14 protein-coding genes are annotated in these 19,019 nt (G+C 57.8%); all 14 read right to left on the bottom strand.

Going from position 1 to position 19,019, the window contains the following annotated elements:
• Positions 1-75 precede the first annotated feature (75 nt).
• Positions 76-1,299 (bottom strand): type II secretion system inner membrane protein GspF, encoded by a 1,224-nt coding sequence (gene gspF, locus K8B33_RS02005; RefSeq protein ID WP_223422709.1) that lies wholly within the window; start codon positions 1,297-1,299, stop codon positions 76-78.
• A gap of 20 nt (positions 1,300-1,319) precedes the next feature.
• Positions 1,320-2,840, bottom strand: a complete 1,521-nt coding sequence (gene gspE, locus K8B33_RS02000) for a type II secretion system ATPase GspE (RefSeq protein WP_223422706.1) — start codon at positions 2,838-2,840, stop codon at positions 1,320-1,322.
• Positions 2,841-2,919: 79 nt separating this feature from the next.
• A complete protein-coding gene (locus tag K8B33_RS01995; RefSeq protein ID WP_223422704.1) occupies positions 2,920-4,068 on the bottom strand; it encodes a response regulator in 1,149 nt (382 codons plus the stop codon).
• Complete coding sequence (locus tag K8B33_RS01990; RefSeq protein WP_223422701.1) at positions 4,065-4,646, bottom strand: chemotaxis protein CheB; 582 nt, start codon at positions 4,644-4,646, stop codon at positions 4,065-4,067. Before K8B33_RS01990 ends, K8B33_RS01995 begins: the two co-directional genes overlap by 4 nt.
• Before the next feature lie 34 nt (positions 4,647-4,680).
• Positions 4,681-5,145 (bottom strand): response regulator, encoded by a 465-nt coding sequence (locus tag K8B33_RS01985; RefSeq protein ID WP_223422697.1) that lies wholly within the window; start codon positions 5,143-5,145, stop codon positions 4,681-4,683.
• Positions 5,142-6,011, bottom strand: coding sequence for a CheR family methyltransferase (locus K8B33_RS01980; protein ID WP_223422695.1), 870 nt, complete (start codon positions 6,009-6,011; stop codon positions 5,142-5,144). Before K8B33_RS01980 ends, K8B33_RS01985 begins: the two co-directional genes overlap by 4 nt.
• Before the next feature lie 11 nt (positions 6,012-6,022).
• Positions 6,023-9,697: a response regulator gene (locus K8B33_RS01975; RefSeq protein ID WP_223422693.1), complete on the bottom strand. Its 3,675-nt coding sequence runs from the start codon at positions 9,695-9,697 to the stop codon at positions 6,023-6,025.
• Positions 9,698-10,153: 456 nt separating this feature from the next.
• Positions 10,154-10,279 carry a hypothetical protein gene (locus tag K8B33_RS16055; RefSeq protein ID WP_263284482.1) on the bottom strand — a complete coding sequence of 42 codons (126 nt, stop codon included), beginning with the start codon at positions 10,277-10,279 and terminating at the stop codon, positions 10,154-10,156.
• A 469-nt stretch (positions 10,280-10,748) separates the two neighbouring features.
• The gene (locus K8B33_RS01970; RefSeq protein ID WP_223422691.1) at positions 10,749-11,888 is read right to left on the bottom strand and encodes a hypothetical protein; all 1,140 of its coding nucleotides are present in this window, start codon (positions 11,886-11,888) and stop codon (positions 10,749-10,751) included.
• 454 nt (positions 11,889-12,342) lie between these two features.
• The gene (locus tag K8B33_RS01965; protein ID WP_223422688.1) at positions 12,343-14,157 is read right to left on the bottom strand and encodes an Hsp70 family protein; all 1,815 of its coding nucleotides are present in this window, start codon (positions 14,155-14,157) and stop codon (positions 12,343-12,345) included.
• Position 14,158: 1 nt separating this feature from the next.
• Positions 14,159-15,196, bottom strand: coding sequence for a hypothetical protein (locus K8B33_RS01960; RefSeq protein ID WP_223422686.1), 1,038 nt, complete (start codon positions 15,194-15,196; stop codon positions 14,159-14,161).
• Positions 15,189-16,226 carry a hypothetical protein gene (locus K8B33_RS01955; RefSeq protein WP_223422684.1) on the bottom strand — a complete coding sequence of 346 codons (1,038 nt, stop codon included), beginning with the start codon at positions 16,224-16,226 and terminating at the stop codon, positions 15,189-15,191. The genes K8B33_RS01960 and K8B33_RS01955 overlap by 8 nt, the downstream gene beginning before the upstream one ends.
• 161 nt (positions 16,227-16,387) lie before the next feature.
• Positions 16,388-17,158 carry a DISARM system phospholipase D-like protein DrmC gene (gene drmC, locus K8B33_RS01950; protein ID WP_223422681.1) on the bottom strand — a complete coding sequence of 257 codons (771 nt, stop codon included), beginning with the start codon at positions 17,156-17,158 and terminating at the stop codon, positions 16,388-16,390.
• A 1-nt stretch (position 17,159) separates the two neighbouring features.
• The gene (gene drmB, locus K8B33_RS01945) at positions 17,160-19,019 is read right to left on the bottom strand and encodes a DUF1998 domain-containing protein (protein WP_223422679.1); all 1,860 of its coding nucleotides are present in this window, start codon (positions 19,017-19,019) and stop codon (positions 17,160-17,162) included.

Raw genomic sequence — 19,019 nt, 5'->3', positions numbered from 1 at the left:
TACCGGTCCACACCCGAAAGCCGGGATGTCGCTGACCGTATGCCAACCCCGTAATTCAATCCTGCAAGTATTGCATCAAATCCCGAAGAGCGCGTTCATCTGCATGATCGGCTGCATCATGGCAATCACGATCAGCGCCACCAGTGAGGCCATCACCAGCAGCATGGCCGGGCCCAGCAGCCCCACCACCGTATTGACCACGCCCGTGAGTTCCCGTTCCTGATACTCGGCGGCCCGATTGAGCATGCGATCCAGCTCGCCACTGGCCTCGCCACTGGCAATCATCTGCACCAGCATGGGCGGGAAGTAACCGCTGACCTCGAGCGCCCGGCTCAGACTGCCGCCTTCGCGCACCTTGCCGGCCGCCTTCTTTACCGCTTCACGGACAGCCAGGTTCCCTACCACCTGACTGGAAATCGCCAGGGCTTCCACCAGGGGCACGCCACTGCGCGAAAGGATACCCAGGGTGCTTGCCAGCCGCGAGCTGTCGGCGGTACAGATCAGCTTGCCGAACACCGGCATGCGCGCCAGACGCTGATGCACCCGCATACGGAACGCCGGTGAGCGCATGGCCCGGGCAAAGGCAAAGCCGCCTGTCACGATCAACACCACCGCCAACCAGAGCCAATCGCGGAAAAAGTCGCTGACGCTGATCATCACCCGGGTGAGCGTAGGCAGCCCTTCTTCATTACGGGCAAAAACCTCCACCATGCGCGGTACGACATAGGTCATCATCAGCGTAATGATAAGAATCGAGAACACCATGATGAACGCCGGATAGATCAGGGACTGCATGACCGAGCGGCCGGTATCGTGGCGATTCTCCAGATACTCCGAAAGCTGCTCCAGCACCTGTTCCAGATGGCCACTCTGCTCGCCCGCGGCTACCGTGGCGCGGTACATCTCCGGGAAGGCCCGGGGAAACTCCGCCATGCTGCGAGCCAGGCCGTAGCCCTCGGTAACCTTGGCCCGCACTGCCAGCATGATACGTTCGATATGTGGCCGCCCAGCCTGGCGGGCTACAGCAGACAGGGCCTGCTCCACGGGCATCCCGGAGCGGATCAGGGTGGACAACTGACGGGTAATCAAAGCCTGCTCAGCCGTGTTCAGGCGCCCTGAACGAGAGAAGCTGGCAAACAATTTGCCGCCGCTCTTGTTATCCCGGGTCTCGCGCACTTCGAGTGGCACCCAGCCCTTTTCACGCAGCTGCTGGCGCACCTGGCGAGCGCTGTCGGCCTCCACCATGCCCTTGCGGACTTTGCCCCGGGCATCCAGGGACCGGTATTCAAACGCCGACATGCTGCGGCTCCCCTTTCGGCTCAGCTCTCACGGGTAACACGCAGCACTTCCTCCACGGTCGTATCGCCGGCCAGCACCTTGCGCCAGCCGTCGGTACGGATGCCGGGCGTGCGCTTGCGGGCATGACGCTCGAGATGCTGCTCACTGGCCTTGTCGTGGATCAGCTCACGCATCTCGTCGTCCACCACCACCAGTTCATAGATCCCGGTGCGGCCGCGATAGCCCAGGTTGTTGCACTCTTCACAGCCCTTGTGGCGATGTAGCGTGACGGCTTCGCCCTCCGCGTACCCCATCAGGGCGAGCTCGCCCGGTGAGGCCTGGTAAGGTTCCTTGCAGTTGTCACAGAGCACGCGCACCAGCCGCTGTGCCATGACGCCCAGCAGGCTCGACGACAACAGGAACGGCTCGATGCCCATATCCTGAAGCCGGGTCACGGCACCAACCGCGGTGTTGGTATGCAAGGTGGACAGCACGAGGTGACCGGTCAAACTCGCCTGCACCGCGATCTCGGCGGTTTCCAGATCCCGGATCTCACCGATCATGACGACATCCGGATCCTGACGCAGGATGGCGCGCAAGCCCCGGGCAAAGGTCATGTCCACCTTGTTGGAGACCTGGGTCTGGCCAATACCCTCAAGCTGGTATTCCACCGGGTCTTCGACAGTCAGGATGTTGCGGGATGAATCATTGAGTTCGGTCAGGCTGGCGTAGAGCGTTGTCGTTTTCCCCGACCCGGTCGGGCCAGTGACGAGAATGATGCCGTGGGGTTTGTGAATCTGCGCCATCATCTCCTGATAGCACACATCCCCCATGCCCAGATGGCCCAGCTGCAGGCGCCCCGCTTGCTTGTCCAGCAAACGCAGCACTACCCGCTCGCCGTTGCTGGCTGGCATGGTCGAGACCCGCACGTCCACATCACGTCCGCCGATGCGCAGGGAAATACGACCATCCTGCGGCACCCGTTTTTCAGCGATATCCATGCGCGCCATGACCTTGATCCGTGACACCAGCAACGGCGCCAGCTCGCGTCGGGGTGACAACACCTCACGCAGCACACCGTCTACGCGCATGCGCACCAGCAGGCGCCGCTCGAAGGTTTCAATATGGATGTCGGACGCGTTTTCGCGAATGGCTTCCTGTAACAGGGCGTTGATCAGGCGGATGATCGGTGCATCATCCTCCTGCTCCAGCAAATCCGAGGTTTCCGGCAGGGCTTCGGCAAGACTGGCCAGGTCGATACCTTCCAAGTTATCCGCCGCTTCGGCTGCGGCGCCTCGCTGCTGTTCATAAGCGATGGCCATTGCCCCGGCAAACCCGCCTTCGTCCAGCGCGACGACTTTTGGCAGATCGCCGAGCCAGCGGCGCACTTCCGCAAATACCTGGATATCCACCGGCGGCACACAGCACAACTCCCGTGCGGCGCCACTGCCGCGCAGCAGCACCTTGTGACGACGGGCATAGCTGTAGGGCAGCATCTCGCGGGATGCCACCGCCGGGATGATGTCGTCTTCGATTTCTGAACCGATCTCAGCTTCCGACATGCGCCTGCTGTGTCTCCTGTCCCTGTCCTTGTCTCATTATCAGTCTCATATCTGCCCGCTCCAGCGGACAGTCCCGCAATCAGTACCGTTCCATCAGTGCCTCGACAATACCGCGCCCCGTCTCCGTCATATCCAGAAACTGAAAGCCGGCCAGACAACCATCTCCGGCCTCTTCATCGCGGCACCAGACCACCCGGGCATCGAAGCTCATGGTGTTGAGCCCGTTGATCTGCTCCGGCAGCACGACGCTCAGCGCCATACGCTGGCCTTCATCGATGGCCTTGCGGGTAGACAGCTTGAAGCCGTCGATGCTGACGTTGAGCAGCCGCCCTACATTGCCACCAGTCGTACGATCGAACAATACCATCTCCCGGAATACCTTCTTGCGGGGGTAGCGTCGGGCATCGCGCACCTGACGCTCGGCGCTGGACAGCTCGTCTGCGGAGAACTCCCGGAACAGCACCACGCAACCGCTGAAGGCATCACCGCGCTGATTGATCGGGCTGGCACTGATATCAATGCCCCGCCCCGCGCTGTCCATCGGGCGGGCAAACAAGGGTTGCTCGTTACGCCAGGAGGCGCCGTCGCTACAGCGCTCGAGCAGCGCCGAACCTTCCCACTGCCAGGCCGTCTTGCCCTCCGCATCCTCGAACAGGATGCCGCTGAGATGGGCCCCGACCAGATCATCCCGCTTGCAGCCAAGCAGTGTGCACGCAGCATCATTACAGAACGAAATACGCCCTTCCGCGTCGGTGCCCAGCACGCCCTCACCCAGCGCCTGGAGCAAGCGCTCGTTTTCGTCCTTGAGGCGCTTCATCTGGACCACGGCCTGCTGCAGCTTGCGTTTCTGCATATCGAGATCCAGAAACACATTGACCTTGGCTTCCAGCACCTGTTTGTCAATCGGCTTGAACAGGTAATCCACAGCGCCCGCTTCGTAACCCTTGAAGACGTAACTCTGTTCCTTGCTGATCGCCGTGACAAATATGATCGGGATGCTGCGTGTCCGACGGCTCTGGCGCATCAGTTCTGCCACTTCGAAGCCGTCCATCTCTGGCATCTGCACATCCAGCAGCACCAGCGAAAAGTCCTGCTTCAATGCCAGTTGCAATGCCTCATTGCCCGACGTCGCCATGACCAGATTGCGATTCGGCGCCTCCAGAATCGCTTCCAGTGCAATGAGGTTTTCCTTGTGGTCATCAACGATGAGAATATTCTGCCTGATCATGCACCCAACCCGAAGACAAGTTCGGAAATCACAGTACCGATGTCATCCAGATCATGAATCTGGTCTATACACCCGGTGGCGATGGCTGCCTCTGGCATGGTCCGCGCTTCCGCGGTAACCGGAGATTGAGCCATGGTGATTCCTCCTCGTTGTTTTATATACGTTATACCGGCAGCCCCGTCATCATTGGCGCCGGTGAGGATAACCCCCAGCAAACCCGGACCATAAACATGCCCGGCGGAGAAAAAAAGTTCGTCAATAGAAGGCCGGGAATAATTTACCGGCGCCGCAAGTGAATAACATACTGTATGGTCAACATCTACCAACATGTGATAACCAGGCGGCGCGACATAGACACAACCCGCCTCGATCGGCTCCTTTTCCATCGGTGCCACCACATGCATCGCCGTGCGCGTATCCAGTATCCAGGGCAATTTGTCCCCGCCAGAAGGATGCTGGTGTTGCACCACCAGCACCGGCACCGGCAAGTTGGCAGGCAACTTGCCAAGTACCCGGCTGTAGGCGTCGAGCCCTCCCCAAGAGGCTCCGATTACCACCGCGCTGATCCGTTGCCGCATTACACCCTGCCATCATTGCCTGCATTACGTCCGGCTACTTGTCGCCGCGGTGTTTCTCCGCTTCATAGGCAGCACGATACGCTTGCGCTTCCTTGAGTTTGGCCTGAAGCTCCCGGCGCTGTTGGTCCAGCTGCAGAAAGAAGTTTACCTTGCTTTGCAGGATCAGGGGATCCAGTGGCTTGAAGAGATAATCCACCGCACCGGACTGGTAGCCCTTGAACACATACTTCTGTTCCTTGCTGATCGCCGTGACAAAAATAATCGGGATATTCTGCGTATCCTTGCGCTGACGCATCAGCTCCGCCACCTCGAAACCGTCCATGCCCGGCATCTGCACATCCAGCAACACCAGTGACACATCCTCCTTGAGCAGCACTTTCAATGCCTCTGGCCCGGAATGCGCCTTGATCAGCTCCCGGTTTGGCGCCTCGAGAATCGCATCCAGGGAGACCAGATTGGCGGGCTGGTCATCGACCATCAGTATCTTCTGCTGGATCATCGTGTTTCTCTTTTCATCAACTGTCGTTTGCGGAAGATCCGCATATCAGCCACCACCGGCTCGAAATGTTCCTCGCAGGCGGAGAAGCGCAGGCTCTCCTTCGTGCCCAGACACAGGTATCCCCCCATGTCGAGGCTATCCCGGAACAGGCGAAAAACTCGCTGCTGCAGATCACGATCAAAGTAGATAAGCACATTTCGGCACACGATCACGTTCATTTCGCCAAACACCTGGTCAGTGGCCAGGTCGTGGTCTGCGAACACGATATTGCGCTTGAGGCGCTGATCCATGATGACACCGTCGTACTTCGCGGTGTAATAGTCTGCCAGCGACGTCTTGCCGCCGGCGCGGCGGTAGTTCTCACTGTACTGTTTCACGGCGGCGTAGGAGTAAATGCCCTTCTTCGCGGCCGCGAGCACGTTCTTGTCGATATCCGTCGCGTAGAGCATGGCCCGGTCATACAGGCCCTCTTCCTCCAGCATGATCGCCATGCTGTATATCTCTTCGCCCGTAGCGCAACCGGCGTGCCAGATCTTGATGAACGGGAACGTCTTGAGCACCGGGATCACCTCCTCCCGGAACGCGCGATAAAACTCGGGATCGCGGAACATCTCGGTCACGTTCACCGTCAGGTCGTTGAGCAAGGTGACGAAAAACTGTTGGTCCCGCAGCACCCGTTCGGTCATGGCCATGATTGACGGCATTCCCGACATACCCAGACGATGCAGCACGCGCCGCCGCAGGGATGCCTTGCTGTAACAGCGAAAATCATAGCCATAGAGCTGATATATCGCCTCCAGCAACAGGCGTATCTCGATATCCTCGATACTGACCTGCTCATCGGTGACGCTTTCCGGCATCTTCATGGTGACCTGCCCTACTTGTGCAGCCAGACGCGCATCAGCGACGTCAGCCTGGCCATATCAATGGGTTTGGAGCAGTAGTCATTGGCGCCGGCGTCGATGCACTTGGCGCGGTCATCCTTCATCGCCTTGGCGGTCAACGCCAGAATCGGCAGCTTGCGGAAGCGCTCCTGGCTGCGGATATGCCCCATGGCCTCATAACCGTCCATTTCCGGCATCATGATATCCATCAGCACGATATCCGTGTCCGGCATCGCCTCCAGCTGCTCCAGCGCCTCGCGTCCGTTATTGGCAATGGTGATATCGAAACCGAGCTCTTCCAGCTGCGCGGACAAGGCGTAGATATTGCGCATGTCGTCGTCTACCAGCAGCAGCTTCTTGTCCTCGAACACATCATCGCGATGCTCTACCGCATGCCCTGCGTTGCGCGCATGGGAGGGCAAGGTGGATTCGAGCCAATGCAGGAACAGCGAGGCTTCATTCAGCAGCCGCTCGGAGGAACGTTCCGTCTTGAGAATGATCCGGTCTGCGTACTTGCGCAGCTGCGCCTCTTCATCCCGGGTCAGATCCTTGCCGGTGTAGATGATCACCGGCACTGTGTCGTACTCATCGCTGTTGTGCAGCGTTTCCAGCAATTCGAACCCGGTCATGTCCGGCAGTGTCAGATCCAGAATCATGCAATCAAAAACCTGACTGCGCAGCGCGGCCAGCGCCTCTGCCCCATTGACCACCGCCGTGATCTCGACCCCTTTCTGATCGAACAGCTCGCGGATGCCCTCGTGCTGGATTTCACTGTCTTCCACCACCAGCAGGCGCCGTACGTTCTTCGAGATAGCCGTCTCGATCTTGGCAAAGGCGCCCAGAATCTGCTCCTTGTTGACCGGCTTGGTCAGGAAATCGATGGCGCCCAGATCCAGCGCCTTTTTGCGCTCATCCTTGCCGGACAGAAAATGTACCGGAATGTCCTGGGTCCGGGCGTCGCCCTTGAGTCGCTCCATCACTTCCCAGCCGTCCATACCGGGCAGGCCGATATCCAGGATGATCGCGCTGGGCCGGTAATGCCGGGCGTACTCCAGGCCACTCTCGCCATCATTGCAGACATGCGCCTCCAGCCCGTAGTCCGCCGCAAGATCCACCAGCACACGGGCAAAATCGCCATCGTCTTCAATGATCAGTACGCTTTTTTCGCGCACCGTAAAACCGTCTTCATCAGACTGTTGCTCGGCCATCTGCCGGAAAGCATCGTGGGCCTGGGGCAAACCCTGCATGGATTCAGCGATACCTTCTTCTTCGCTGCGCTCCACCGTGTCCACGTCACCCAGAGGCAGATACAGCATGAAGGTGCAGCCCATGCCCTCGCCTTCGCTGTAGATGTCGATCTCGCCACCCAGCAAACGTGCCAGCTCACGGGAAATGGTCAGCCCCAGTCCGGTGCCGCCATACTTGCGGCTGGTAGTGCCGTCTGCCTGCTGGAAGGCCTCGAAGATCAGACGCTGCTTGTCCTGGGCAATACCGATACCGGTATCAATCACCGAGAAACGCACCGTTTGTTCCGGCACCAGCTTGCGACCGGGCAGCTTCTCATCCGCGTCAGGCATATCCATGCGCAGGGTCACGCTGCCGTGCTCGGTGAACTTCATCGCATTGGAAAGCATGTTCTTGAGCACCTGCTCGACGCGCTGGCGGTCCGTATACATCCGCTCCGGCAAGGTCTCGCCCAGCTCCACCTTGAATTCCAACCCCCGATCTTCAGCTACATGGCTGAAGTTGCGGCGGAAATGCTCGGAGAACTCCGCCATATGGATATCATCGATGATGAGCTCCATCTTGCCTTCTTCGATCTTCGAGATGTCCAGAATGTCGTTGATCAACGACAGCAGATCCGTACCGGCAGAATGAATCACCGACGCATGCTCAACCTGCTTCTCGTCCAGATTGCCACGCTTGTTCTCGGCCAGGGCATTGGACAAGATCAGGATACTGTTGAGCGGCGTGCGCAGCTCGTGGGACATGGTGGAGAGGAACTCGGACTTGTAGCGGGACGACATTTCCAGCTCGCGCAGCTTTTCTTCCAGTTCAAGCCGCAACTGTTCCAGCTCCCGGTTCTTCTTCGTCACTTCCGCCTTCTGCTCGGACATCAGACGCGCCTGCGCCTCGAGCTCTTCGTTGGTGACCCGCAGCTCTTCCTGCTGCGCCTGCAAGCTTTCTTCCGAGGCACGCAACGCCTGAGTCTGAGCCTCCAGCTCTTCGTTGATCGCCTTCAACTCTTCCTGTTGCTGCTGCAGGCGTGACTCGGACGCGGACAGGTCCATCGCCTGCTGTTCAAGGTCCTCATTGACCTTGCTCAGTTCGAACTTCTGGCTCTCGAGTTCCTCCGCCTGGAGACGGGTCTGTTCCAGCATCTGCGCCAGCCGTACCCGGCTCTGCGCGGTGTGGACGGCGATGGCGATATTGCGCACCCCCATTTCCAGGAAAGTCAGATCGTCTTCAGAGAACTCGCGGAAAGCCGCGATTTCCAGCACCCCCTTGATTTCATCTTCGTGCACAATCGGCGTCACGACGACATTGCGCGGTGTCGCTTCACCGGTGGCTGAGGAGATACTCAGATAATCATCCGGCACCCGTTGCAGCAGAATCTGTTTCTGTTCCAGCGCACACTGGCCTACCAGTGCTTCACCCAGCGCAAATTCGTTGGCCAGGTTCTTGCGCCGTTGCATAGCATGAGAGCTGCTCAGTTGCAGCTTCTCCGCATCGGTATCGAACACATAGAAGGCACCGACCTGCGCATCAAGAGTCGGCACCAGATAGTTGAGCATGTTATTGCCGAGTTGCTGCAGGGTCATGTCCCCGCGCATACGGTCGTTAAGCTCCGCAAGCTGCGTCTTCAGGCGCTCATCGCGGCGATCATGATCCCGATTCGTCTTGAGCGTGTCGCGCATCGAGCGGATGGCATACAGCAGACGACCGGTTTCGTCACGGCTGTCGGCGACGATCTCCGCATCCCAGTCGCCCTCGGCGATGGTATTGGCGGCACCCACCGCATACAGCAGGCGCCGGGTGATGCCGCGGGTAATGACCCAGGCCAGCAGACTGAGCAGCAACAAGGCGGCAATACTCACCGCAAGACCAAAACGCTGCGTCCCGCGGCTGTCTTCACGCGCGACATTCAGCTTGTCGTGGAATTGCTGGTAAAGGTTGCGCTCGAACTCACGCTGCAACGCCTCGTATTCCCGTTGCAGCATGACCACGCCCTGGCGGCGCGGCCCGATCTGGCTCATATCAACGTCAGGGTTGAGCGCATACTGCGTCAGCGCCTCACCGGCTGCCAGATACCGGTCCAGCGTTTCAGACAGCAGCGCGATCTCCTCGGCCAGCGAGGGATCAGCAGCCGCGATGGCCTGAAGCCCTTCCGAATAAGCGAGAGCGAGATCCTGCGCCTCCAGATACAGCGCGGGGTCATTCATGAACATCGCCCGCAGGGCCGTTTCACGCATGTTCGCGTAAACCAGGTTGTTGCGGTTGACGGCCTCAAGCACGGGGAAATGCTGTTGCTCGATGGTGCTGAGCTGGTGAATGTTGTCTTCGGAGGCGTAGTAGCTGTAAACGAAGTACGCCAGGAAGGCGAGGATGCCCATCGCGGCCACGGATACGATCTTGAACCGTATAGACACTTTCTTGAACCAGCTCATCAAGGTCCCCTTACACTGCAAGCCTGCACCGCAATGCGGTCAAATCATTGTTGTAGTTGTGCCGCCCGGCTATACCGCCGGGTCAGACGAAGTTCGTAGGCTAGCAGAATATCCTGATCCGGGACAATAAAATACCTCAGAACAGAGGCTTAGCTGGCTGATTTGTATGGATTTTATTAACGGGAAGTAATGGCAGAATGCCAGCAGGGAGCGAAAATGGTGCCCGGGGCCGGACTTGAACCGGCACGTCCCGAAGGACAAGGGATTTTAAGCGCAACCCATAGCAGCTCGTAACGTCTCACAACTTCTTCAAGATATGGAAATATTCTTTTATATCAATTACTTATTTTCACATTTCAACTCCTGGCGTATATTCTCAGCTCACGCCAACCAGGCACCATCGCCGTGGCGCAGGGAGCCCGCCAAACCCGTGATCTTGTTATGTAGAAGGAAGAGCTAGGCGACCTCTGGCGCAGGATTGTTGGCCAGGCAGGCGCGGGGCCTGCGATCCTGCGGCTCTATCTGCTGACTGGCGGGCAACGGTTCGAGCAGCTTGCCCGGGCCAAGCTTGATGATGTGCATGATCATTGTCCGACGCCCTGGGACCGCAAAGGCCGTTGGGAGACCAGCTTGAACGGCGGCAGGAGCCCGTGTGACAACTCCGCCGTTACTACGCCACACCTGAAAAAGGTCTCGCGGGACATGCTTGAGGCCGGCGATGTGCGGCATGACTTATCATTCGGGGTGCTCCGCCGAACGGTGGAGACCAGGCTGGATACTCCCGGGCAACGATCATGCATCATGAGCGCTATACCACTCGAATCCATTCTCCCCCTGCACCGAACCATGCCGAGAGGCTAATCTGCCCTGGTACACAACTGAAACGCCAAACATGGCAAGGAGCTCAAAATGAAAAACGCACAAAGGCTTGAAAACGCACCCAGCAAGACCGGCAACCCGTCAGGCCCGGGCAGGGGCAACAACCCTCCTCGGCGCTAATGGACATAGCGGCACTGGCTAGCCACCAGTGCCGCAGATTGTAATATCAGGGCTATGGCTCTCTGTATCGCCGATACTCAGCGAGGACGCTAGCCTTCGCTGAAGGCAGATCCAAGCCTTGTGCAAACTCGACATGCCTGGTGAAGGCCCTCTCCAGAAACATAGCAGCCCAGGCCACGATGATAAGCAGCCGATATTCATCGTCGTCCGCTGACAAATTGTCAATAAAGCCAACCATTACTTCCATCGATGGCATATACCCTCTTTTCTTTCCGAGCGACCTCCATTTCTTCAGGATATCTTTTCTTCTTGCCTTCACAGCAGAAGGATCTAAGTGTTGTTCACCTTCTACGGGTATGAAATTAGAGAGGGCCGACCATGTTTTATATTCACTGGAGAAGCCGCATCGAACAAGATCAAGGAACCGCTCGAAAGGGCTATAAAAGTCATTATCTTCATATCCAGGAAAAAAATGAGAGAAAGCCACATAATCGGCCATCTTTGGATATCTTCTCTTGAAATTGTCATCTATACGCATTCGATAGGAAATAATTCCCCTTTCCAAGGATTTCAATGCACCGAATATAAAATCAAGCTCGAAAAATAGTATAACCTTCAGCTGATCCTCATGACTAACTCTACCTTCAGATAACGCAAGGCAGAATGCTTCTTCCCCGGCGGCAAGCATGTCCAGTATGGATGGTGGATACGCAATCTGTCGCCCGATAGAGGTGAAGATATCGCCTCGCGGCCACCTGAGATAGGTCGGGCCATAAAGCTCCCTATGCAACGCCTCTTCCTTGGCAATGCGATCCTTAACGAAATCCTCAAGTAAAGCAAGCTCAGGGGGTACTGCCCAATGATAAACGCCACGCAAGACGGCCTTCCATGAATGACGTGAGAAAGGCGTTCTCTCGAACTGCTGAGCATCCTTGATCTCCTTATCATCCGGCAAAAAGAAAGCTGGGAGGTAGTTCATGAGTTGCAATTCAGATTGCTTGCTGGCTTTCCCTTTTTCAATGGCATGAATGGTGGTGTCAGACGGACGCTCTCCGGCCAAGCGATGGAAGCTCTCCAAGAGCTTTACCGCCGACTGCAGTGAAACAGGGAGTCCCAGAAGATCGAATATAGGCTCGGGCGGCGGAAGCACTGCACTGAGTGGCCAGCCATCCATATCGCTAAAAACAAACATTAAGCAGTACTTCCCTCATGAAGTCGACATAATAGGCTTGGGCCTCGCTGGCCTTGAAGAGTTATGCGAGATCCGAAGTACAGCCAATAAATACGCCTCGAGGCCATAGGCGAAATATGGCCTGATCAGGCTGCATTCCGAGGGTGACAATTGCAACCAGGTCACGCTCTTGTCACTGTGCCACCGGAACATATCGTCTTTTCGAGACAGCAATCCCGTGTTGACCCGGCGCCATCTGGCAGTAGGATGGCATGCGTGAGCCAATACCATGGCCTTGGTACTTCCTTCCATCAAGAGGCGCTCCCACTCCGATGTAGAGAACCTCGTCGCGATCTGAAAGCGGCACCTTGCAGGGTCTGGCCGGCAGCCAGCAGAAAGCTCTCAGAAGCTCGGCCTCAGCTTCATTCGAGTCTTCAGCTTCTCTGGGGCCGATGCCGTCGGTTCCGCGTTGATACTAATGACGTTGGATGCTATCCGACTGCAGGTTTGGCGGCAGCTTACTGCCGCAGCGGCACAAGGGGTCGTTACTACGCCGGCCACACAGGGAACAGGGGCGGTAGTAGAGGTCCTCCCGGATTTGCTGCTCGGTCGGGTTGCTGTCCCGAGCCAGAGCCCGGGGGCGTACAACCCGCAAGTAGTCGCCGGGGATCAGGGTCATGTCCTGATGCAAGGCTAGATTGGCGCGCAGCATCACCTGCCCGTTGGCAGTCGGTTGCTTGCCTGAACCCTGCGCTGAGTGCTTTTCCGATTCGCCCTCCTGTTTCCGCCTGGCCTGATCACTGCCGACCTGGAGGCCGAATTCGAGGGTGTGGATTTCCTGCCGGTCCTTATCCTCCAGCAAGGCCGAGCGGGCCTCCACGGTCAAGATCAGGTTTTCATCGATGGTCAGGCCCATATCGACACGCTCGAACAGTTCCTTTGCCTGGCCGTCCACCGCAACCGACAACAGCGCAAGACTGTCGCGGGGATCGGTTTTCTGTACATGGCGGCCGTGGCGGATGGGGGTTTCCAGCTGGATCTTGGCCACCCCGTCACGCGGATCGGTGCAATACAGCTGCAGACGGACGCTGTCGGTGGCCATCCCCTGACGCGGCATGTCCAGGCCGGCGCGGATTACCGGATGCCGGGCGCCACGGGCCAGAGCGACCTCAATGTTCTTGGCCAAGCAGAGGTTGGCGCGATCGTGGGCGATCCAGGCTGCGCCTTCGGCAATGATGGTTTGCCCGCGATCGGATACCCGTACACGCTGGGAGCCGAAGATTTCGTACAGGCGGGTTTTGATCAGGGGCATGTTGACCATGCCGCCGGTGGCCAGGCATAGGGCAATGTCCGCCGGCACTAGCCCGGCAGCGCTGAGCAAGGCGTTGACGCGGGTGATACCGGACTGGATCTTGTCACCGACCATGGCATCCAGCTCGGCGCGCATCAGGGTGTGCTCAATATCCGGGTCATCCAGACCGTAGAAATAGTTGGGCACGTAAACCCGATAGCTTTCCCTGCTAGACAGCTCGATTTTGGCGCGTTCGGCCCGCGCCAGCAGACGCGCTGCGGCACCGGATACGGGCTCCACTTCCTGCTGGATGCCGCGCCCGGTGATCACCCGTCGCACCACTTCATTGCGGATGGTTTCATCAATCACGTCTCCACCGATTTGACTGCAGCCATCGTTGCGGGTCTGCACCAGCATGCCATCAACCAGCTGGCACAGGGTCAGATCCAGGGTGCCACCACCCCAATCGAACACCACCATATACTGGCGATCTAGCCGACGCAGCTCGCTGCGATAATCCGGTTGGCTGCGCAGGTAACCGTACAAGGCTGCAAGCGGCTCGTGGACGAACTGGTCAATGGCGACGCCGGCCAGCCGGAATGCTTCGCGCAAGTCGCGACGCCGCTCGCCATTCATGTCTACGGGAATGGTAACCACCGCGCGCTGATAGTCGCCGGGATGCAACTGGCTAGCGTGTTCTGCCACATAGCGTACAATTCTCCCAACCATTTCCCGTGGATTGCGTGCCACGCCTTCGACATGCACAGAGTGGCGACCCAGCAAGGTTTTCGGCGAGCGGACAATATTGCCGCTAACTCCAATGCGGGACTCCACCATGCGCTCGCGCGCCTCGCGGCCGACCAGGACCTGATCACCTTCGTAACACAGCACCGAGGGATGGGGTAACCCGCGCTCATCCAAGGCAAGCACGCAACGCTCACCCTCAACCCGTGCAATCAGGCTGTTGGTGGTGCCGAAGTCAAAACCGAAAACGCTCATCTCATCGCTCCTTGAGGCGGGTTGCTTCCTTGTCGATGTTGGTGATTGCTTCATCCAGATAATCCAGCGCCACCGGCACTTTGGGCGGATCACGCTGCAACGCAACAAGGGCATCGCGCAGCAACTGCAACTCCGCCTGCAGCAGACGATTTATCCGACTCTGCAGCTGATGCACATCATCGGTATGATGGATGGATTTTATCCGGGCCTGCTCCTTATACTGCTGTAGCGCCGCTTCGCTGGTGTGCAGATTATTCTCCAATACAGCATTGTGCTGCTGCGTTTCGGAAAGCTCTGCCTGAAGCTGTGCGATTTGCAGCTTCTGGCTATCAACAAGACGTTCCAGACGCTGGATGTTGGCTGCCATGGATGCTGAGTGGCGCTCGTGCTGCTCCAGCAGGCTGCGTACACCAGCAAGCTTGCCAAAGGGCATTTTCTGAATCAGCGGCACCAGAGCGGCAAAGCCGTTTATATCTGAAGCAGCAGACAGTAGCGGCTTCCATTCCTGCAGCAATATCGAGTCTGCCACACCACGCTGCGACCAGATCAGGCTGGCAAGCAAAATACCGTTATCCAGGCGTGTCAGGAGTACCTTGCGTTGGTCGGCAGGCGCCTTAGTGGCGACATCTCGCTGCTGCTTATAATCGGCCAGCATGGTGCGAATGCTGACGGTGTCTGCATCGCCCTCAAGCCAACGCCCCACAGGAGACGCATTGCGAACCAGCCGTTCGGCGAAGCGCAACTGCTGATCGCGAACGGCCGGGTAACTCTGAATCGGTAGAGCCCCCAACCAGAGGCTCAGGGTTCGATCCAAAGCCGGGTCCGATTCCGCTGCCATGCTCAGCAGCTTTGAGATCTGCTCTTCCGGCAATGAGGATTGGCGGGCAATACGCTGCGCCAGCTTGTTATTGAGAGATCTGATTTTGCCATCGTAGAAACACTGCAGAAAATCCATCAGGGTTTCGATCTGTGAAGAAACTGTCTTTACTTGGGGCTTTTCGCTGCTGCTGTCTGGCGGCAGCGTACCGTCATCAGTCATGCAAGTTCTCCAGCACCCCGGCGGCTAGGGGGGCAAACAAGGAATGGTGCTGCAGGTTTCTGGCTACCCAACGCAGCTCGTCGCTGGCACCCTGATGCTGCAGCAATGCTAACAGCAAGGCCTCGGCCTTGCTGCAATCTTCCGGGGTCCATGCCAAGCTGGCGGAGGCGTGGCGAATATCATCAAGCTCCTCCAACGCTGCCTCAGCAGATAGCGCGAGCCAGCCAGTGAGCTGCTCAGTAGCGCTGTCTAGCGGGAAGGCCTTTGTGGTCTGGTTATGTACTTCACTGGCCGCTGCTATCGGCTTACCCGCCCAGCCTGCAAGGCGCGTTGCTGCCTGATTAAGTACAGGCGAAGGGCTTTGCACAGCCCCAGAAAAATGATTGAAACTGAAGTTGATCACCGAGGTAATCAGTCTCGCCAGTGGTCGGTCATTATGACGCAATACCTCAATAGCCTGGTTGAAACGCTCCTTGTGATGAGCGTGACTTAAACCCGTGTCACCACGCTGGTCTTTAGCCAGCACTCCGAACAGGTATTGGCTAACGCCTTCAAGATAAGGGCTGGCGGTTGACCATGGCTGGCATGTATCAATAAATTGGGTAACGCGGGAGACGTCAGATAGATGCCCCTCAATCAGCATGCAGAAGGCACTCTCAACACTCTCCAGATGCTCTTGTGTTGCAATTGCGAATACGAGACGAATCTCTACACGCGAGGCTTGACTGACCAACTCCAGAAAGTGAACGCCGCTGTGCTCAGCTGCCAGATGCTCGGCGAGCTGGACTGCGGAAATTTCGTCGCCATTGAGACGTAGTACCTCAGCGTGCATTACCTGCCAGTCATCTGGCCTGCTGGGTAGAATGATAGGGCCGGGAGACACCCCTATCTCTACGCCGCGAAGCAATAGCACCGGGCGATGATACGGGTGCGCCACCAGAACATGCTGAGCCAGATCGGCACTGTTCTCGAAAAGCTTTCCACAGCGCTCGCAGGGATAGCGAACCGGCTGCGGTACGAAGGGTGGCATCTCTGGGATCCGGATGCTTCCGCCGGTATGAGCAACATCAAGTGTGTAATAAAGCATTGCTGTTCTACCCCGTTTCCACGAACAGTTATAATAGTGCTAAAGCTTCTGGTCTTGCATAGCGACTCCGCGGCGCATCCTCGGACAAGGCTAAGGTCAAGATTCTATATTTCATAAATTGGAGAAATGACCTTCATGGCAACAAGAGATTTAAGATGATTTGATAGCGCCTTGGGAATAATTCCTCCTGAAATAAGAACGCCCGCTTCCATATTTTTTTCCATTGCATGCCCTGTAAGGTTGGCACTGGTTATAAGGCATCTATGATCGTCGCTCACTGCAATTTTAGCGTGGACGCTACCGCCGCTGAAAGGCTCTGAGCTAATCCCCCAAGTGAAGATCTTGGCTTCTGGTACAAGAACTTTCATCTTGGCTATCGCATCGAATGAAATGCTGCCGCCGTCGCTTTGAGACCTTTCAAGAAGGATAGAAATTGCAACCCCACGGCCAGCCGCCGCGTTCAACGCTTTAATAACGCTCGCCACGTCATAGGCTACGAAGCTAGTAATGAAAAGAGTATGTTCAGCGCTATTTATCACTTGCAGTAGTGACTGCTCGGTTCGTCGCGCAGAGACGAAGGGGGTCGTGGGCCCAGTCCACACGAGTTCGACGGATTGTTGATTGGCTGCCTTGGTCATGACATGTCCTGCCGCGAGCAGCATCAATGCGAGTTCCTCGGCGCTAACAGAGGTGCTTTGCCATGCATTGATGAGCTGATCCACAATCTCAGCAGCAACGGGGGTGCTGACTGCACTAGACAGCGCATCGGGAACTTTGACGGGATCAGTCCTGCGAATTCGCCCGGCTATGGCCTGGACCTTCTCTGGAGAGACCAGAAACACTAGTGCTGCAACGGCATCCAAGAGCTTCTCCATGTCACAAGTCCTTGAAGAAAGCCGCGTCGATGCGTTCGAGGGTCGGAACCAGCAATGACCGATCCAGGTAGCGATTACCACGCTCGCAGGAGGTCTCCGCCACCAAGCTGCAAGCGTGGCACGCCGCCGCATGAAGTGAGCGATCCTTCTCGGGATCGTGCTCGGAGCAAAGCGGGTCAGAGGAGCAGATCTTTGAGCGATTCAAGGCTTGCTCAAATAGGCGTCCCAAATTCTCCGGCTTGCCGAGATCGACGAGGCCGCCCAGGGTTCCATCGGAATCCGCTGCTGCCGTGTAGATGAGGATGCCGGCCTGCGGGCTCTCGCCCGAGGTGTCGGCATAAATTCGTTCGCGGATACTCGCGGCGTTGTAGCCGCACTCCAACGCCAGCTCACGAATCAGCAGGTGCGAGAGCGTGTGGAGCATGGCGTAGCGAATGCCAGGGTAGCCCTCGTCAGGATCGAGATGACGTGAATTGCGCCATCCCCTGTGGCCGCCCCGGAGCATCTTGTCGACCTCCACGACGGCGGGTAGCGCTTCCCAAGCGACGAGCGCCGGTTCATCGAACTGGATGAAGATACCCTCACCATGCACCTGATTCGCGGGAACCCAATCCGGTTTGCTTCGTGAGAGGCTGGCCATCTGGGGCCGTTCATTCGGGTCGCCAGTTTCCTCGGGCGCCTCCACGCGAGTAAAACCGAGCAAGGCATTGACCTCTCGCAGTCGCTCCAGAAGCAGCACTCTGCCGATATGTTTCGCAAAAGCCGGCGGCGTGCCGACCTTCTTGCTCATGAAGTGCGGATAGTCCGTAGGTGGATTCGCCTCTGTCAGCACGTCCCATTCGGGGCCCTTGATGTCGGCCTCACCCACGACCTCCTGTCCGCCGCCACTACGGTGCGCCTCAATAGCCGACCAGATTGACGCCGCCGGATATTTGTCGACCCCTGGCAACGCCCCGGTCTTCTTCAAGATCTTCACTGTCACCGACACTTCGGCTTCAGCTTTCAGTTCCTCGAAAAACTCCCAACCATCCTGGATCAGCTGACTGAGTGGGCCCTTGGTCTGGGGAATAGCTAGCGCCGAGAGGGTGATCGGGAACCAACTGTTCGTGGCGCCCAACAGAACCGCCCGCGCCTCCTCGTCACATTCGTTGTCGAAGTGATCAAGGTGGGGATGTCGTCCGCGACATCCCGGCAGATTCTCTTTTCCAGCCTTGCCGAAGGCGTGTGCCATGCTCCTTGAGGCACCACAAGCATCGCATTTCACCCACAGGTTCTCGGTCTGCAACGAGGCGCCGCTCTCAAAGAAGCGCAGCGTGCCCTTGCACGAGCTGTTGCCGCCATGGACGAAGTAATGCCAAGGGAAATCGTCGAGGTGGCCGTCGCGGCAAGCCAACAGGAAACGTGCCGGTACGGCGTCGGCGTCCTTGGCGGGTTGATCGCCCTTCGAACCCCGACATCCTTTGTGGACGAATCGGGTTCGCTCGGACCTGAAACGGTTCTCCTTGATCTCGAACAATCCGGCATCGAAAGGAGACAGCAGGCCGCATTTGACGCAGCGCATCCAGCGAGGGAATGGCCGGACGGGAACGCCAATGTTGGCCTCGGCCGACCACGGATCAAAGAGCTCACTTTTCTGGAACGGTGGCATCCTCAGGCTCTCGACCTGTGCCCCAAGCACCTTGCGAATTGCGGCCAACAGCCTGGCTTCCTGGATCGGCTGGCAACGGTCCTTTTCCCATCGGTCGATGCCGAGCGTCACGACGGATAGGCTCGGCAGGTCGATCAAAGCCCCTGGGCCGTAGGTCCAGAGTAACTGGCTGGGTCTTACTTCTCCGACCGGAGTCTTATTGCTCGTTGTCAT

Source organism: Alcanivorax limicola, assembly GCF_019931215.1.
In the GTDB taxonomy this organism is placed as follows: domain Bacteria; phylum Pseudomonadota; class Gammaproteobacteria; order Pseudomonadales; family Alcanivoracaceae; genus Isoalcanivorax; species Isoalcanivorax limicola.
The sequence above is the reverse complement of the archived record's forward strand: the minus strand, read 5'-3'. Positions and strand labels throughout refer to the sequence as shown.

What these genes read in the sequence shown, in the direction of transcription:
- gspF (WP_223422709.1), bottom strand. Translation starts at nt 1,299, where the DNA reads ATGTCGGCGTTTGAATACCGGTCCCTGGATGCCCGGGGCAAAGTCCGC.
- gspE (WP_223422706.1), bottom strand. Translation starts at nt 2,840, where the DNA reads ATGTCGGAAGCTGAGATCGGTTCAGAAATCGAAGACGACATCATCCCG.
- K8B33_RS01995 (WP_223422704.1), bottom strand. Translation starts at nt 4,068, where the DNA reads ATGATCAGGCAGAATATTCTCATCGTTGATGACCACAAGGAAAACCTC.
- K8B33_RS01990 (WP_223422701.1), bottom strand. Translation starts at nt 4,646, where the DNA reads ATGCGGCAACGGATCAGCGCGGTGGTAATCGGAGCCTCTTGGGGAGGG.
- K8B33_RS01985 (WP_223422697.1), bottom strand. Translation starts at nt 5,145, where the DNA reads ATGATCCAGCAGAAGATACTGATGGTCGATGACCAGCCCGCCAATCTG.
- K8B33_RS01980 (WP_223422695.1), bottom strand. Translation starts at nt 6,011, where the DNA reads ATGAAGATGCCGGAAAGCGTCACCGATGAGCAGGTCAGTATCGAGGAT.
- K8B33_RS01975 (WP_223422693.1), bottom strand. Translation starts at nt 9,697, where the DNA reads ATGAGCTGGTTCAAGAAAGTGTCTATACGGTTCAAGATCGTATCCGTG.
- K8B33_RS16055 (WP_263284482.1), bottom strand. Translation starts at nt 10,279, where the DNA reads ATGCACATCATCAAGCTTGGCCCGGGCAAGCTGCTCGAACCGTTGCCC.
- K8B33_RS01970 (WP_223422691.1), bottom strand. Translation starts at nt 11,888, where the DNA reads ATGTTTGTTTTTAGCGATATGGATGGCTGGCCACTCAGTGCAGTGCTT.
- K8B33_RS01965 (WP_223422688.1), bottom strand. Translation starts at nt 14,157, where the DNA reads ATGAGCGTTTTCGGTTTTGACTTCGGCACCACCAACAGCCTGATTGCA.
- K8B33_RS01960 (WP_223422686.1), bottom strand. Translation starts at nt 15,196, where the DNA reads ATGACTGATGACGGTACGCTGCCGCCAGACAGCAGCAGCGAAAAGCCC.
- K8B33_RS01955 (WP_223422684.1), bottom strand. Translation starts at nt 16,226, where the DNA reads ATGCCACCCTTCGTACCGCAGCCGGTTCGCTATCCCTGCGAGCGCTGT.
- drmC (WP_223422681.1), bottom strand. Translation starts at nt 17,158, where the DNA reads ATGGAGAAGCTCTTGGATGCCGTTGCAGCACTAGTGTTTCTGGTCTCT.
- drmB (WP_223422679.1), bottom strand. Translation starts at nt 19,019, where the DNA reads ATGACAACGAGCAATAAGACTCCGGTCGGAGAAGTAAGACCCAGCCAG.